The organism is Streptomyces sp. 378 (assembly GCF_030124145.1).
GTDB lineage: Bacteria > Actinomycetota > Actinomycetes > Streptomycetales > Streptomycetaceae > Streptomyces.
On record NZ_JASKMS010000027.1, the window covers coordinates 106,088 to 120,096 of the forward strand.

The following is a 14,009-nucleotide window of genomic DNA, read 5'->3' on the forward strand; positions in this document are numbered from 1 at the left end:
CACCCATGGCGCTCATCGCTCTCGCCGCCGACAAGGGTTCCCCCGGCGTCACCACCGCGGCCGTCGCACTCGCGGCGGTCTGGCCGCGGCGTGTCCTGCTCGCCGAGGCGGACCCGGCGGGCGGTGACCTCGTCTACCGCAGTGCCGCGGCGCACGGCGGACCGCTCAACCCGAACACCGGCATGCTCTCCATCGCCGCGACCGCGCGCCGCGGCCTCGTGCCCGACCAGCTCTGGGACCACGTGCAGCCGCTCAGCGGCGGCCTTGAGGTCCTCGTCGGGCTCGGCATCGCCGAACAGGCCGCCGGACTCGCGGGGTTGTGGCCGACCCTCGGGCAGGCCTTCAGCTCCCTCGCGGACTCCCCGCACGCCGCCGCCGACGTCATCGCCGACTGCGGACGCGTCAGCGGTGACACCCCGGCCGTCGAACTGTTCCCGCACGCCGCGCTCGTGCTGCTCATCTCACGCACCGAGCCGGAGGCCATCGCCCGGGTCCGTGACCGCGCCGCCGCCCTCGCGGGCAAGCTGCACGGCGGATCGCGCGGCGCCGCGAGCCTCGGCACTCCGATGATCGGCGTCGTCCTGATCGCCGACACCGGCACGGCCGGCAAGCTCGCCTCGCAGGTCAACGACATGCTCGTGCACGCCCAGACCGGCGCCCGCGTGGTCGGCACCATCGCCGACGACCCGGCCGGCGCCGACCAGCTGGCCGGCCGTAAGCGCGGCCGTCTCGACAAGTCGCTGCTGATCCGCTCGGCCCGCAAGGTCGCCGCCGACCTCTACCAGCAGTACGGCGCCGCCTGGGCCGCCTCCGCCCAGGCCAACCAGGCACCCCAGGCCCACCACGTCCCGCCCGCCCCGGGCCGCGCGGGGGCCGGCGCATGACCGCTGTCGACCACGGTCTGGTCAAGCGGTTCCGCCAGGACGCCGGCGACCGCATCGCCGAGCAGCGCCGTCAGGACCAGGTCGCGGGCGTCACTCCGATGTCCACGGAGGACGAACGGCAGTACGCCCGTGCCGTCATAGCCCAGATCCTGGAGGAGTACGCCCGCGCCGAGATCAACGCGGGCCGTACCCCGCTGGACGCCGAGACCGAGGAGCAGTACGCGGCCGCCGTGCACGCCGCGCTGTTCGGCGTCGGCCGGCTCCAGCCGCTGCTGGACAACCCCGAGGTCGAGAACATCGACATCAACGGCTGCGACCAGGTGTTCGTCGGGTACGCCGACGGCCGCGAGGTGCAGGGCGACCCCGTCGCCGAGACCGACGAGGAGCTCATCGAGCTCATCCAGGTGCTGGGCGCCTACTCGGGCCTGTCCTCGCGTCCCTTCGACTCCGCCAACCCGCAGCTCGACCTGCGGCTGCCCGACGGTTCGCGACTGTCGGCCGTCATGGACGTCACCCGGCGCCCCGCGCTGTCCATCCGCCGGGCGCGCATGGGCAAGGTGTTCATCTCCGACCTCGTCGGCAACGGCACGCTGTCGCCCGAGGTCGCCCACTTCATGGCCTGCGCGGTCCGCGCCCGCAAGAACATCATGATCGCCGGCGCCACCAACGCCGGTAAGACCACACTGCTGCGCGCCCTCGCCAACGAGATCCCGCCGCACGAGCGTCTGATCACCGTCGAACGGGCCCTGGAGCTCGGCCTCGACACCTTCCCCGACCTGCACCCCAACGTCGTCGCCTTCGAGGAGCGCCTGCCCAACTCCGAGGGGCAGGGCACCATTTCGATGGCGGAACTGGTGCGCCGCTCGCTGCGTATGAACCCCTCCCGCGTCATCGTGGGTGAGGTCCTCGGCGACGAGATCGTCACCATGCTCAACGCGATGTCGCAGGGCAACGACGGCTCACTGTCCACGATCCACGCCAACAGCTCGCACGAGGTCTTCAACCGTATTTCCACCTACGCGCTGCAGGCCACGGAACGACTGCCCATCGAGGCCAGCCAGATGCTGATCGCGGGCGCGGTCAACTTCGTCGTCTTCATCCAGCGGCGCAACAACTACGGCAACGGCGGCCGCCTCCAGCGCATGGTGACCTCCGTCCGCGAGGTCAACGGCGTCGACGGACGCGTGCTGTCCAGCGAGGTGTTCGCGGAGGCCGCGGACGGCCGGATCGTGCCGCACGCCCCCATAGCCTGCCTGGAGGAACTGATGGCACACGGCTACCGGCCGTCCGGGACCTGGGGGTGAGCCGGGCATGAGCACGAACCTCGCCGCCATCGGCTCGCTCGGCTCCATGGGCGGCCTGTTCTCCACCACCGTCCTGTACGCGATGGGGAGCGGCGTCGCCGTCGGCGGCGGACTCGCCCTCCTTGTCGTCGCCGTACGCGGACTGCCCGCCAAGCCCGACCACGAGAAGCAGAAGGCCGCCGAGCGGGCGAGCGAACTCATCCGCTTCGCCGGGCAGCGCGGCTCGCTCGCCGCCATCGTCGGCCTGGTCGTCCTGGTCCTCACCCGCTGGGCCGTCGCGGGCCTCGCGGCCGGTGTCCTCGTCTTCTTCTGGGACCGTCTGTTCGGCGGAGCCGCTGAGGAGCGGGCCGCCATGCGCCGCGTGGAGGCCCTGGCCTCCTGGACGGAGTCCCTGCGCGACACCATCGCCGGCGCCGTAGGCCTGGAACAGGCCATCCCGGCCTCCGCCCGCGCCGCGGCCCCCGTCCTGCGACCCCACCTCGACGCCCTCGTCGACCGGCTGCGCGCCCGCACCCCGCTGCCCGAGGCGCTCCAGCAACTCGCCGACGAGATCGACGACGCCTCCGCCGACATCATCGTCGCGGCCCTCATCCTCAACGCCCGGCTGCGCGGCCCGGGCCTGCGCCAAGTCCTGGGCGCCCTGGCCAAGTCGGCCCGCGAGGAGGTCGACATGCGCCAGCGGGTCATGGCCCAGCGCGCGTCGACCCGCAGGTCCGTGCAGATCGTCGTGGCGGTCTCCGTCGCGTTCGTCCTCGGCCTGTCGATCTTCAACCGCGACTTCGTGGCGCCGTACGGAACGGCCGTCGGCCAGCTCGTCCTGGCCTGTGTCTGCGGCCTGTTCGCGCTCGGCTTCTGGTGGCTGCGCAAGCTGTCCACCATCGAGACGCCCGAGCGCTTCCTCGTCCGCGACGAGGCCAACGTCCAGTTCGTCCGCCCCAGGACGCCGTCGCAAGGAGCAGCGCAGTCCCCGCAGCGGCTGCCGCAGGAAGAGGGGGTTCGCTGATGGACCTCACGATGCCGCTCGTCGTCGGCGCCGTCCTCGGTCTGGGTCTCTACGCCCTCGTCCGCGCCCTCATGCCGGGCAAGCGCAGCGCGATCTCACAGGTCGCGCGGATCGACGCGATGCGGGCCCGCGGCTCGGCCTACGAGTCGGCCCGCGTCGAGCGGGAGAAGGGGCGCCTGGGCGGGCTGCGGGCCGAAGTGGGCCTGCGCGTCTCGGAGTTCTACCTCCAGCAGGGCTGGGAGCAGCGCTCGCTGCGCGCGGACCTCGCGGTGCTGGACCGAAGCTGGGAGAAGTTCCTGGCCACGAAGGTGCTGCTGGGCGTGGCCGGCCTGTTCTTCGGCCCGTTCCTGTTCGCCATCGTCTACACGCTGGGCGTCGGGAGGAGCCCGATCATCCCGGTCTGGCTGGCGCTGCTCTTCGCGACGGTCTTCTTCTTCCTGCCCGACCTGGAGGTACGGCGGGACGCGGCCGAGAAGCGGCGCGACCTGCGGCGCGTGATCGGCGCGTACCTCGACCTGGTGTCGATGAGCCTCGCCGGCGGACGCGGCCTGCCCGAGGCCCTGATGGCGGCGGCCGAAATCTCCGACGGCTGGGCCAACCAGCGCATCCGCAACGCCCTGTCCGACGCCCGTATCACCGGTGTCAGCCAGTGGCAGGCGCTCGGCGCGCTCGGCGAGGAGATCGGCGTCGAGGAACTGAAGGACCTCTCCGCCTCCCTGGCCCTGGTCGCGGACGACGGTGCCAAGGTCCGCGAGTCCCTCGCCTCCCGCGCCGAGACCATGCGGCACCGCGAGCTCGCCGAGATCGAGGGCAGCGCGGGCGAGAAGTCCCAGTCGATGCTCGTGGCGCAGCTGCTGCTGTGCGCCGGGTTCCTGGTGTTCCTCATCTTTCCGGCGGCGATGCGGGTGTTCCAGGTGCAGTGAGCCGTGCGTGAGCCTTGCGGCGACCTTCGCCACCACAGAACCTCCGTGAACCGATTTCGAAAGGACAAGACGTCATGAACGGACGCACCTTCCACACCGGCATCCCCGCCGTGGACTTCCTCGTCACCTTCCTCCGGGCCCGCACCGAGCGTGCCCGCTCCGGCGAGCTGGACCGCGGTGCCTCCGCGGTCGAGTGGGTCATCATCTCCGCGGTGGTCGTGGCGATCGTCGGTGTCGTGGCCGCCATCATCAACGCCGCGCTGAGCGAGGGCGCCAACAAGGTCGGCGACTGCATCAAGGGTGCGGACGCGGGCAAGACCTGCTGACCGTCTCAGGAGCAACGGGGTTCACGGGGATGCCGGCAGACGTCAGCAGACGGGCACGCCGCTGGGTGCGGGCCGCACGGAAACGGGCGGCCACCCGCGGCGACTCAGGCATGACCGCGATCGAGTTCGTGCTGCTCACCCCGGTCCTCTTCTTCATGATCTTCGCGACCGTGCAGTTCGCCCTGTACTTCTTCGCGGACCATGTCGCCCAGGCGGCGGCCCAGGCCGGAGCCCGCAAGGCCCGCGCCACGGCCGACGAACGGCCGGGCGCCTGGCGGGGCGAGGCGCGGGACGTCGTGGACAGCTACATCCGGCAGCTGGGCCCGCAGTTGGTCCTCTCCCCGGACGTGACGATGGTGCAGCCGGAGCAGAACACGGTGGGCGTGGAGATCGCGGCGAGGGTACCGACGGTGTTTCCGGGGCTGGACCTGACGGTGCACGCGCAGTCGGTGGGACCGGTGGAGCGGTTCGTGCCGGAAGAGGGGAACTGACATGTCCGTCCCCTCGGTTCGGGAGGGCCGCCGGTTCGCGGACGACAGCGGCCTGTCCACCGTCGAGGTCGTGATCCTCGCACCGGTGATGATCCTGTTCATCCTGGTCCTGGTGGCGTTCGGCCAGCTCGTGGACGGGCGTGGAGCGCTCGACGGCGCGGCCCGGGACGCGGCCCGCGCCGGGTCGATCCAGAAGGACCACGCGACGGCCATGGCCGAGGCGAAGAAGGCCGCCGAGGCGAACCTGGCGGACGTCTGCTCGGGCCCGGTGTCCGTCACGCAGACCAGCCAGGGCTTCGAACCGGACACCATCTTCACGGTCGAGGTGAGCTGCCAGGTGCGGGGCCTCGCCATGCTCGGCCTCGACGTCCCGACGACCCTGTCGTCGAGCTTCAGCTCCCCGCTCGATCCGTTCCGGAGGTCGGCGTGAGACACCTGCGGCCGTACGGGCGGGCGCGTTGGGCGGCCCGCCGCGCACAGTGGGACGACCGCGGCTCGGGCGCGGGCGCGGTCATCATCTTCACGCTCGTCTTCCTCTCCCTCTCGGCGTTCGTCATCGACGGCGGCCTGTCCATCTCCAAACGGGAACGCGCCGCCGACATCGCCGAACAGGCGGCCCGCTACGCCGCGCAGGACATCGACCGTGACGCCCTCTACGAGAACGAGGGCGGCCCCGCCCCCATCAACTTCGAGAACTGCGACGCCCGCGTGAAGGCCTTCGCGCGCGAGATGGGCATGACGGGCGCGGACATCGGAGCGACCCACTGTGTGGCGGCGAATGCCGAGCAGGTCGAGGTCGAGGTCCAGCTCACGTACTCCCCGGTCTTCACGGGCATGTTCTACGGCGGCGACGTGGTGGTCCACGGCCAGGCGGTGGCGCAGAACGAGGTCGGCTGAGCCGATCCGGAACATTCGGCGAATCCGCACACCGTTCATCACGAGGTCATGGCGATGCCGGGCGGAAACCGAGCCCGGCCCCCTTTTCCGCGCCGCGGGCCGCATTCGTGTATCACGAAGTGGCAGAGGGCGTGAAGGTCGCGAGGTCCTCGCTGACCGAACGGTCACACCCATGAAGGCGCTCTTCGAAAATCGGCACCCACGCATCACCACTGACTGGCCGTGCCTTCTTTCAACGTGCTTTAGTCGGTCGCGCTCGAGCACTTCGAATTCTTGAATGAAGGGAACCGCCTCCCATGGCCTTCACCCCGCAGATCCAGACCGCCCAGATGTCCGACGCCGAGCTGGACACCATCGCCGGCGGTCAGGCGGGTGGCGCCACCGCGGGTGCCGGTGCCGCGGCCGGTCTCTACGTCGAGACCACGGCCGCCGGCCTCACCGCCGGGGTGGGCGGCGGCCTGGGCCTCGCCGTCTCGCCCCAGGGCGTCGCGGCGGACCTGCACCTCAACGCGGCCGTCGCTTCCTGACGAACGCATGGGAAAAAGCCCCGGATCTCCGGACCCGGGGCCTTTTCGCGTCCTCCGGACAGCGGCCTACTTCCCCCCGCTGTCCCCCTTGCCGCCCTTTCCGCCCCGCTTGTCCTCGGTCTTCACGGCGTCGTTCACCTTCTTGGCGAGTTCGTCGTCCAGTTTCTTGAACTCGCGCACGACGGCATCGGACATGCTCGCGAGTGCGTCCAACTGCTGCGTGATGTCCTCACGCCCGTCCTCCCAGTTGGATTCGAAATCGCCGAGCGCGTCATTGACGCTGCCGTCGCCGATGTCGTCCTTGTAGGACTCGAACAGCTTCTTGGTGTGATTCAGACGGGTCTTGATGGACCGCAGCCGGCGCCCGTAGCTCTCCAACTCGGTCAGCGGAAGCGCGAGGTCGCTCTTGCCCTTGCCCATGTGGATCCCCCCAGCAGGTCGGATGGTCAGACGAAGCGGAATGTACTCGTCACAGCGTCGAAGATGTCGTGGAACGCCTCGGCCAGATCCAGCACGGGGCTCGCCCCCGAGATGAGGACGACCTGGTTGTCGGTCCCCGGCAGGGGCACGTACGTCTGGGTCAGCACCATCCGTAGCGTACGAGTGTCGCCCTCGGCGACGGGCACGTCCTCCACGCCGTAGGTGCGTGCCGCGGTGCCCACTTCCGGGATCTCGACGGTGGTGACCTCGCGCCAGGCGTCACCCTCGCGTCGAGGGGCGATGGCGCGCAGGCTCTCCGCGATGGCGCGGGGGTCCGTGGACAGGGCCACACCTTGTTTGTTCTTCGCTCCGAGGACGGAGACGGTGACGGTCGCGGACAGCGGGAACCCGTCGAAGTTCTCGGCCATACAGCCCATGTAGAGGGCGCCGGAGTCGTGGGCGTCCTTGGCCATCTTGCGGAGCATGGCGCTCATGTCGGTTCGGTACGGGGCGAGTTCGGGAGACTCCCGGACTCGGTCGTCGACAAGGGCCCTGATCGTGGCGTCACGACCTTCGGGACGGATGTCGAACTCCCACCAGGAATCCGGAACCGCCAGCGAGAAACTGGACATCGATGCAACCTGTCTTTCCCGGTTCGCTCCCATCACATACTGATTCCGAGGTCGTTTGTCGCGATGTCGATCAGTCTGCTTTCGGGTACTGGCGGTGTCTTGTAGTTCAGGGCCCTGATGTGCCTCAGGAAATCGTCAGGAAGGGAAAGGTGATACGTGGTCACGTAGTAGTGGAGGTCTTCGCGCCAGAGCCAAGTGCCATCCGTGTACAGGGATCCTACGCCTGTCATGTCGGGTGCGTCGGGATCCAGGACGTCTGGTCCCGCACTCATTTCGCTCCAGATTCCTGTGCCATGCCTGAGATATTCGAGGATGCCGTTCTCGTCTGGCTCGCCTGAGGGCCTGACCGCATCCTTGATCGAACCGGTCTCCGCCAGCCGCCAACCGGGAGAGAGTTCGGAAAAGAATCCTACGGGGCGAATCATCGAAACTCCTTTTCGTGCTGTCGTCTTCAGACCACGGGAAGAAAGGTGAGCCATACTCCCTCGTCCCTGATGTGCGGTGTGAAGGGACCCTCGCCGAAGCTGGGCACGCCGACTGCGTTGGTAGGAGCCTGGAGAGGACCCCAGGGAGCTCGAGCTCGCCATGTCCGATCACGTGCGGCCGGGCGGCTGGGGAAGGGCCGTCAGCGGTTGAGCGACTGGATTTCCTGGACGTTGATGTCCTGGGTGGTCTCGAACGTGCCGTCGGGCAGGCCGCCGTCGGAGCCGTCGGAGCCGTCGGAGCCTTCCCAGGTGATCTGCCAGGTGACGCCGGCCGAGAGCCGGTACGGGGTGCCGTCGGTCGCACGGAGGTAGCGGATGCCGCACGGCGGGGTCTTGTCGGCGGCGCCCTTGGTGTACGGGGTGCCGAGGGAGCCGTCGTCGCTGATCTCGCAGTCGCCGGAGGCGGGGAAGACCTCGGCGTCCTCGGTGCCCGGGTCCAGGTGGAGGGCGACGGGCTTGGCCGTCGTCTCGGCCCACAGGCCCGTGTTCGGCAGTGCGGCGCGGACCTTGACGTCCTTGAAGGTGCCCTTGTCCAGCCAGACCCATGTGGGCAGGTTGACCGTGGACTTGCCCTTCGGCTTCAGCTCGACCTCGGTCTCCGGGACCCTGATCTTGTTGTAGGCGTACTCGGCGAGCGTCTTCGGGGTGGGCGCGTTCGGGTCGTCCGGAACCTCGCCCGCGTCGACCCAGAACATGATGCGGCCGCAGTCCCAGGATCTCGGGTCGTTGGGATCGGGGGCGACGCCGCGCCAGAAGTAGCCGTCCTTGCCGAGGTTGTAGTTCTCGTAGCCCTCGGCGGAGCTGTTCGTCGCCGCGTGCAGATCGAAGTTGTCCGCCGGCTTGCCGTCCCGGTAGTGGTCGGTCCACAGACCTTCACCGAACCAGGACTCGTGGATTCCGACATCGCCGCCGCCGTCGGTGTCCACGAACTTCTTGAGTTGCCCGGCGGTGAAAGCCGGTTCGTACCAGCAGGCAGGCGGCTCCCAATTCGGGTCCACGGTGCCGAGGTTCCCCTCCTTGCCGCCGCCGTCACCACCGCTCGGATAGCTGACCCGGATGGTGGAGACGGACGCCGAGAGGGTTCCGTCCTTGCTCGCGTGTCCCGTGGCGTTGTCCCCGTTGGACGGCTTCTTGTCGTTTCCCACACCGATGGCATGAGCCGTCGTGGCGGAGAGGGAGATCGTCAGAGTCGTCGCGGCGAGGGTGGCCAGAGCCCGCTTGTGCCGGTACATCAGGAGCAGCCGCCCCTGTCCGAGTTGGTGGACACGGTCTGCCACACGCCCCGCTCGCTCTTCTGCATCGTGACGACGTAGGCCACGTGGGGGTCGGTCCCCGGGGCGGTTCCCACGACCTCGCTCGTCTCGCGGTTCCTGGTCTGCGCCTTGCTCTCGTCCGTGCAGTATCTGAGCTGGGCCTTGGTCTTCCGCGCGAAGAGGGTGGCCTGGGGGTCGAAGACAGGAAGCTCGCCGATGACGGTGACGTTCTTGTCCGTGTAGGACTTGATCCACTCACGGTCCGCGGAGAGGCCGGCCTTCGTGTCGTAGAAGGCGAGGGCCTCACCGCCGTCGGGCTCGTTCGCGATGATCGCCGCGTAGCCGGCTCGGAGCTGTTCCCTGCCGTCGTTGAGCACAGCCTGTTCGTCCGGGTCGCTGCTCGTCCAGTTCTCGAAGGTCAACCGGAAGCTGCTCGGAAGGGTGATCTCGGGGCGCTTGACGCCGGGCGGCGTCGATGTGGAGGCCGAAGCGGACGGACTCGCCCCCGCACCCGCCCCCTTGATGTCGTCCGACGACCCGTCGTCGCCCCCACCGCACGCGGTGAGCAGAAGTGCCGCAGTCGCGACGAACGCGGCGGTGGTGGTCAGAGCGCGGCGGGCCACGGCTTCTCCCCCGAAGTTCGGTGTGTGCAACAGAGAACGAAACTATCAGCGGCTCGTGGTGCCCCTTCAATGACCTTGAGGGGTGTGTGGGGAAGGTGAGGAGCCTGCGTGGCAGTTGCGAAGGGGGGAGATCTTGGTCGGCGGCCTGGAAGCAGGCGCCAGGCTGCTAGAGGGCAAACCGGACGTCAATGGAGTTCCATCCGTCCGCCCTTCGACGCCCTCCATAAGAGTCCATAAGATCTCTGTAGGCTCAGCACACCCCTACCTCACAGCTCGGGCTCACCTCACTCCACACACGACCCCAGGACACCCGCCATGCCGCGACGCCGCACCTCAAGCTCGTCAAGCTCGACGGGAAGTACGACGGGAACGACGGGAACCACGGCCGCTCCGCGGAACCGGACTCCGCAGCCGGTGAGGATGCGGCGGAGGTCGTTCGGGGACTTCGTCAAGGCGTTCTTCGCCTTCGTCGCCCTGGCCGTGCTGCTCGTCGGTGTGCCGGGCGCGCTGGCCACGCAGATCGGGTGGCCGCTGCCGAGCGGGGTGCCGAGTTTCGACTGGCTCCAGCAAGAGATCACCGTTCACACCTTCCTGAACATCCTCACCGTCCTCGTGTGGCTGGCGTGGGCGCAGTTCACGGCGTGTGTGCTCGTGGAGATGAAGGCCGCGCTGTCGGGTGTCGGCGTGCCGGGACGGGTGCCCGGTGCCGGGCCGAGTCAGCTGCTCGCGCGGCAACTCGTCGCCGCGCTGCTGCTCGTCGGCGCCACCGCCGCCAGCTTCACGCCCGGGCTGTCGCAGCTCGGGCAGGGCTACGACGCCGGCCAGAAGCCGACCGTCGCGGCCGCCCAGGCCACCCCCGGGCTCTTCGCCCAGCAGCAGGACCAGGCCTCCGGTGCCGCCGCGGCCCTCGCCGAGCAGGCCTCGCACGCCGCCGCCCACGCCGACGCCGGTGGCAGCACCGCCCGGCAGGGCGACACGAAGTACTACCGGATCCAGCCGCCCGAGGGGCGTCACCACGACTCCCTCTGGGAGATAGCCCAACGGCACCTGGGTGACGGGCGTCGCTACAAGGAGATCTTCGAGCTCAACAAGGACCGCGTGCAGCCGGACGGGTCCAAGCTGTCCGAGGCCAGTCTCATCCGGCCCGGCTGGATCATGGAGATGCCGGGCGACGCCCGCGGCGGCGAGCTCGTCGAGATGCCCGACGAGGCGCCCAACGTGTCGCCGGACGTCCAGCAGCAGATCTCCGACTACGCGCAGACCGGGGATCACGCCCAGGGCGGAGGCGGTGCCCAGGGCGGAAGCGACCAGGCGCGCGGAGGCGGCACCGCCCAGGTGTCCGTCCCCGAGCAGCAGCGGCCCGCCCACGACGCGGGGCACCAGCGGGCGACGGCCGTCGGCGCCGAGTCCGACCGTTCCTTCGGCCTTCCCGAAGCCCTCCTCACCGCGCCCCTCCTCGCCGCCGGACTCCTCGGCGCCCTGGGCCGGCGGCGTCGGCAGGCGCTGTGGCAGTCGGCGTTCGGGGCCGTCGGCGGCCGACGCGGCATGGAGCCGCCCACGCCGAGCGGGGACGCACTGGACGTGCAGGACGCGCTGCTCGTCGGCGCCGACCCCGAGGGCGTGCGGCTGCTCGACCGGTCCCTGCGCGGTCTCGCCGCCTCCCTCGCCGAGGAGTCGCGGGCGCTGCCCGTCGTGTACGCGGCCTGGCTCAGCAACGGCGACCTGCACCTCCAGCTCGCCCAGCCCGCCGGGAAGCCCCCCGCCCCCTGGCAGCAGGGGCAGGACCAGACCTTCTGGATGCTGGCCCGGACCGACGCCGAGCGCTACGAGGACGTCGACACGGCCGCGCCCTACCCGGGCCTGGTCAGCCTCGGCACCATGGACGACTCGCGGCTGCTGCTCAACCTGGAGGCCGTGCCCGGCATCGTGTCGCTGAGCGGCCGGGAGGCCGACCGGGCCGCCGTCTTCGCGTCCGTGGCCGCCGAGTTGGCCACCAACGGCTGGTCCGATCGCATGACCATCACGCTCGTCGGCTTCGGGGAGGACCTCACCCCGCTCGCCCCCAACCGGATCCGGCACCTCGAGGACATCGAGGCGCTCGTCGAGACCATGGAGGCCGAGACGCGGCAGCGGCGCGGAGCGCTGGGCGCCGCCGGGCACGACTCCGTCCTCACCGGGCGCACCGGGCCCGCCCAGCACACCCGTTGGGCCCCGCACCTCGTCCTGCTCGCCGCCCAGCCGTCCGCCGAGGACGCCGTCAAGCTCGCCGAACTCGCCGCCGACGCGAGCCGGCTCGGCATCGGCTACCTCGTCGGCACCGAGACCGGTGATCTGCCGGGCGCCGCCTGGGAGATGGAGATCACCGGCCAGGGCAAGCTGCTCGCGCCCCTCCTCGGCCTCGAACTGGACGCACAGTTGCTGCCGGCCGCCCAGCAGCGGGCCGTGGTCGAGCTGTTCGTCGAGGCCGACCCGGAGCGCGACACCGACAGGCCGGCGACCACCCCGCCGTTCCTCGTCGACATCAGCGAGCAGGGCCGGCCGGCCGTGTACGCCCGGCTCGTCGGGCCGTACGAGATCATCGGCCTGGACAACCCGGACGGGGAGCGCAGCGCGCTGCTGCACGAGGCGCTCGCCCTGCTGCTCCTGCACCGCGAGGGCGTGCACCCGCGCGTACTGTCCTCCGCGCTGTGGCCGCGCGGTGTCACCGACGACGTGCGCGACGCGCTGCTGGACCGGCTGCGCGAGTGGCTCGGCACCGACCCCGACGGCACGCCCCGCCTCGGCACCGACCGTTCCGGCCGGCTCACGCTCGCCAAGACGGTCGTCTCCGACCTGGACGTGCTGCGGTCGCTCTACCACGAGGCCACGCAGGGCAGGGGCGTCGGCAGCCGGGCCGTGCGCGGGCGGCTGCTCACGGACGCGCTGGTGCTGGTGCGCGGGCCGCTGCTCGCCGACCGGCCCGAGGGCCGCTACCGGTGGCTCACCCACGAGATCGTCGACGCCCAACTGCCGCTGCTCGTCGCGGACACCGGGCTCGCGCTGTGCGAGTTCCACATGGAGAAGAACCGCGCCGAGAAGGCCATCGAGGCGCTCGGCGCGGCCCTGCGCACCGCCCCGGCCGACGAGCGCCTGTGGCACGAGCTGCTGCGCGCCACCCACGCCACGGGCGACACGGACCGGCTGACCGACCTCGCCACCGACCTCATCGGCCGCAGCGGGGCCCGCGGGCTGCCGCCGCGCACCGAGGCCCTGCTCGACGAACTGCTGCCGGCCTGGCGCGACGCGATCGCCACTGCGGGATGAGCACCGGGCTGCTGGTCGTCGCCGCCGCGCTGTGGGGCGCGGCGGCGGGGGCGCTGCTGCCGCGCGCGGCCTACCGGTTCTCGGCGCCCTCGGGGGAGGCGTGGCGGCGGGAGTGCCCCGACGGGCACACCGTCAGGGGCTGGCTGGGGCGGGCGGCGTGCCCGGAGTGCGCGGCGAGCGGATACGGACCCCGTACGACCCCCCTGGTGATCGCCACCGTCCTCGTCTGCGCCGCTCTCGCCGCCGCGACCGGCACCCGGCCCGAGCTCGGGGTCTGGCTGCTGCTCGCCCCGGTCGGCGTGCTGCTCACGGTCGTCGACTTCCGCGTACGGCGCCTGCCCGACCCGCTCACGCTGCCCTTCGCCGGTGCCGCACTCGCCCTGCTCGGCCTCACCGCCCTCGTCCCCGAACACGCGGGCGTCTGGACGACCGCCCTGCTCGGCTCCCTCGCCCTGGGCGGCGGCTACTTCGTCCTGTTCCTCATCAACCCCGCGGGCATGGGCTTCGGCGACGTCAAACTCGCCCTCGGCGCGGGCGCCGCCCTCGGCTGGTACGGCTGGCCGACGGTCATGCTGGGCACCTTCGGCGGTTTTCTCCTGGGCGCGCTGTACGGCGCGGCTCTGGTGATCACCCGGCGGGCCACCCGCAAGACAGCCATCCCGTTCGGCCCGTTCCTGATCGCGGGAGCGTTCCTGGGCCTTCTCGTGGGCGCGTACACAGCCTGACGACGCCGCCCGGCGCTCGTGGGGATCAGCCGGCGATCAGCCGGTCATCAGTCGGCGATGCCGCCGAGGACGCCGTACGCGACGTACACCCCGTACGCGGCGAGGAAGACCGAGGAATCGCGCCGAGCAGGGCGACGGCCGTGATAAGAAGTCATCTCATTTGGCTGACTCGGTAGGCTATCGCCCGTGGGGATCGTTGAGCGGCTGGTGCCT

The 14,009-nt window shown here is 70.6% G+C and carries 16 protein-coding genes; 11 read left to right on the forward strand and 5 right to left on the reverse strand.

What is annotated here, in order from left to right; all coding sequences use genetic code 11:
• The first annotated feature begins 5 nt into the window (after positions 1-5).
• From QNO09_RS29855 to QNO09_RS29895, 9 genes are all read left to right on the forward strand, one after another.
• Complete coding sequence (locus tag QNO09_RS29855; protein ID WP_283973366.1) at positions 6-884, forward strand: hypothetical protein; 879 nt, start codon at positions 6-8, stop codon at positions 882-884.
• Entirely contained in the window at positions 881-2,188 is a 1,308-nt protein-coding gene (locus tag QNO09_RS29860; RefSeq protein ID WP_283973367.1) for a TadA family conjugal transfer-associated ATPase, read from the forward strand. Before QNO09_RS29855 ends, QNO09_RS29860 begins: the two co-directional genes overlap by 4 nt.
• Positions 2,189-2,195: 7 nt before the next feature.
• Positions 2,196-3,191: a type II secretion system F family protein gene (locus QNO09_RS29865; RefSeq protein ID WP_502962360.1), complete on the forward strand. Its 996-nt coding sequence runs from the start codon at positions 2,196-2,198 to the stop codon at positions 3,189-3,191.
• Positions 3,191-4,114: a type II secretion system F family protein gene (locus tag QNO09_RS29870; RefSeq protein ID WP_283973368.1), complete on the forward strand. Its 924-nt coding sequence runs from the start codon at positions 3,191-3,193 to the stop codon at positions 4,112-4,114. The genes QNO09_RS29865 and QNO09_RS29870 overlap by 1 nt, the downstream gene beginning before the upstream one ends.
• A 74-nt stretch (positions 4,115-4,188) precedes the next feature.
• Positions 4,189-4,440 carry a hypothetical protein gene (locus tag QNO09_RS29875; protein ID WP_283973369.1) on the forward strand — a complete coding sequence of 84 codons (252 nt, stop codon included), beginning with the start codon at positions 4,189-4,191 and terminating at the stop codon, positions 4,438-4,440.
• Between the two features lie 29 nt (positions 4,441-4,469).
• A complete protein-coding gene (locus QNO09_RS29880) occupies positions 4,470-4,931 on the forward strand; it encodes a TadE family protein (protein ID WP_451522077.1) in 462 nt (153 codons plus the stop codon).
• Position 4,932: 1 nt separating this feature from the next.
• Positions 4,933-5,361 carry a TadE/TadG family type IV pilus assembly protein gene (locus QNO09_RS29885; protein WP_283973371.1) on the forward strand — a complete coding sequence of 143 codons (429 nt, stop codon included), beginning with the start codon at positions 4,933-4,935 and terminating at the stop codon, positions 5,359-5,361.
• Positions 5,358-5,828, forward strand: coding sequence for a Tad domain-containing protein (locus tag QNO09_RS29890; protein WP_283973372.1), 471 nt, complete (start codon positions 5,358-5,360; stop codon positions 5,826-5,828). The genes QNO09_RS29885 and QNO09_RS29890 overlap by 4 nt, the downstream gene beginning before the upstream one ends.
• 296 nt (positions 5,829-6,124) lie before the next feature.
• A complete protein-coding gene (locus QNO09_RS29895) occupies positions 6,125-6,355 on the forward strand; it encodes a hypothetical protein (RefSeq protein ID WP_283973373.1) in 231 nt (76 codons plus the stop codon).
• Positions 6,356-6,421: 66 nt separating this feature from the next.
• On the opposite strand, the gene QNO09_RS29900 is transcribed toward QNO09_RS29895, so the two are convergent.
• The 5 genes from QNO09_RS29900 to QNO09_RS29920 all read right to left on the reverse strand — a co-directional run bounded on the left by QNO09_RS29900 (position 6,422) and on the right by QNO09_RS29920 (position 9,768).
• Entirely contained in the window at positions 6,422-6,775 is a 354-nt protein-coding gene (locus tag QNO09_RS29900; RefSeq protein ID WP_283973374.1) for a hypothetical protein, read from the reverse strand.
• 26 nt (positions 6,776-6,801) lie between these two features.
• Complete coding sequence (locus tag QNO09_RS29905) at positions 6,802-7,407, reverse strand: hypothetical protein (RefSeq protein ID WP_283973375.1); 606 nt, start codon at positions 7,405-7,407, stop codon at positions 6,802-6,804.
• Positions 7,408-7,439: 32 nt separating this feature from the next.
• Positions 7,440-7,832, reverse strand: coding sequence for a hypothetical protein (locus QNO09_RS29910; protein WP_283973376.1), 393 nt, complete (start codon positions 7,830-7,832; stop codon positions 7,440-7,442).
• Between the two features lie 200 nt (positions 7,833-8,032).
• Positions 8,033-9,124, reverse strand: coding sequence for a hypothetical protein (locus QNO09_RS29915; protein WP_283973383.1), 1,092 nt, complete (start codon positions 9,122-9,124; stop codon positions 8,033-8,035).
• A complete protein-coding gene (locus tag QNO09_RS29920) occupies positions 9,124-9,768 on the reverse strand; it encodes a hypothetical protein (RefSeq protein ID WP_283973377.1) in 645 nt (214 codons plus the stop codon). The genes QNO09_RS29915 and QNO09_RS29920 overlap by 1 nt, the downstream gene beginning before the upstream one ends.
• 315 nt (positions 9,769-10,083) lie before the next feature.
• Here QNO09_RS29920 and QNO09_RS29925 point away from each other — a divergent pair, with 315 nt between their 5' ends.
• Both QNO09_RS29925 and QNO09_RS29930 read left to right on the forward strand, forming a co-directional pair.
• Entirely contained in the window at positions 10,084-13,071 is a 2,988-nt protein-coding gene (locus tag QNO09_RS29925; protein WP_283973378.1) for an AfsR/SARP family transcriptional regulator, read from the forward strand.
• Positions 13,068-13,796, forward strand: a complete 729-nt coding sequence (locus tag QNO09_RS29930) for a prepilin peptidase (protein ID WP_283973379.1) — start codon at positions 13,068-13,070, stop codon at positions 13,794-13,796. The genes QNO09_RS29925 and QNO09_RS29930 overlap by 4 nt, the downstream gene beginning before the upstream one ends.
• Positions 13,797-14,009 lie beyond the last annotated feature (213 nt).

What these genes read in the sequence shown, in the direction of transcription:
- QNO09_RS29855 (WP_283973366.1), top strand. Translation starts at nt 6, where the DNA reads ATGGCGCTCATCGCTCTCGCCGCCGACAAGGGTTCCCCCGGCGTCACC.
- QNO09_RS29860 (WP_283973367.1), top strand. Translation starts at nt 881, where the DNA reads ATGACCGCTGTCGACCACGGTCTGGTCAAGCGGTTCCGCCAGGACGCC.
- QNO09_RS29865 (WP_502962360.1), top strand. Translation starts at nt 2,196, where the DNA reads ATGAGCACGAACCTCGCCGCCATCGGCTCGCTCGGCTCCATGGGCGGC.
- QNO09_RS29870 (WP_283973368.1), top strand. Translation starts at nt 3,191, where the DNA reads ATGGACCTCACGATGCCGCTCGTCGTCGGCGCCGTCCTCGGTCTGGGT.
- QNO09_RS29875 (WP_283973369.1), top strand. Translation starts at nt 4,189, where the DNA reads ATGAACGGACGCACCTTCCACACCGGCATCCCCGCCGTGGACTTCCTC.
- QNO09_RS29880 (WP_451522077.1), top strand. Translation starts at nt 4,470, where the DNA reads ATGCCGGCAGACGTCAGCAGACGGGCACGCCGCTGGGTGCGGGCCGCA.
- QNO09_RS29885 (WP_283973371.1), top strand. Translation starts at nt 4,933, where the DNA reads ATGTCCGTCCCCTCGGTTCGGGAGGGCCGCCGGTTCGCGGACGACAGC.
- QNO09_RS29895 (WP_283973373.1), top strand. Translation starts at nt 6,125, where the DNA reads ATGGCCTTCACCCCGCAGATCCAGACCGCCCAGATGTCCGACGCCGAG.
- QNO09_RS29900 (WP_283973374.1), bottom strand. Translation starts at nt 6,775, where the DNA reads ATGGGCAAGGGCAAGAGCGACCTCGCGCTTCCGCTGACCGAGTTGGAG.
- QNO09_RS29905 (WP_283973375.1), bottom strand. Translation starts at nt 7,407, where the DNA reads ATGTCCAGTTTCTCGCTGGCGGTTCCGGATTCCTGGTGGGAGTTCGAC.
- QNO09_RS29910 (WP_283973376.1), bottom strand. Translation starts at nt 7,832, where the DNA reads ATGATTCGCCCCGTAGGATTCTTTTCCGAACTCTCTCCCGGTTGGCGG.
- QNO09_RS29915 (WP_283973383.1), bottom strand. Translation starts at nt 9,124, where the DNA reads ATGTACCGGCACAAGCGGGCTCTGGCCACCCTCGCCGCGACGACTCTG.
- QNO09_RS29925 (WP_283973378.1), top strand. Translation starts at nt 10,084, where the DNA reads ATGCCGCGACGCCGCACCTCAAGCTCGTCAAGCTCGACGGGAAGTACG.
- QNO09_RS29930 (WP_283973379.1), top strand. Translation starts at nt 13,068, where the DNA reads ATGAGCACCGGGCTGCTGGTCGTCGCCGCCGCGCTGTGGGGCGCGGCG.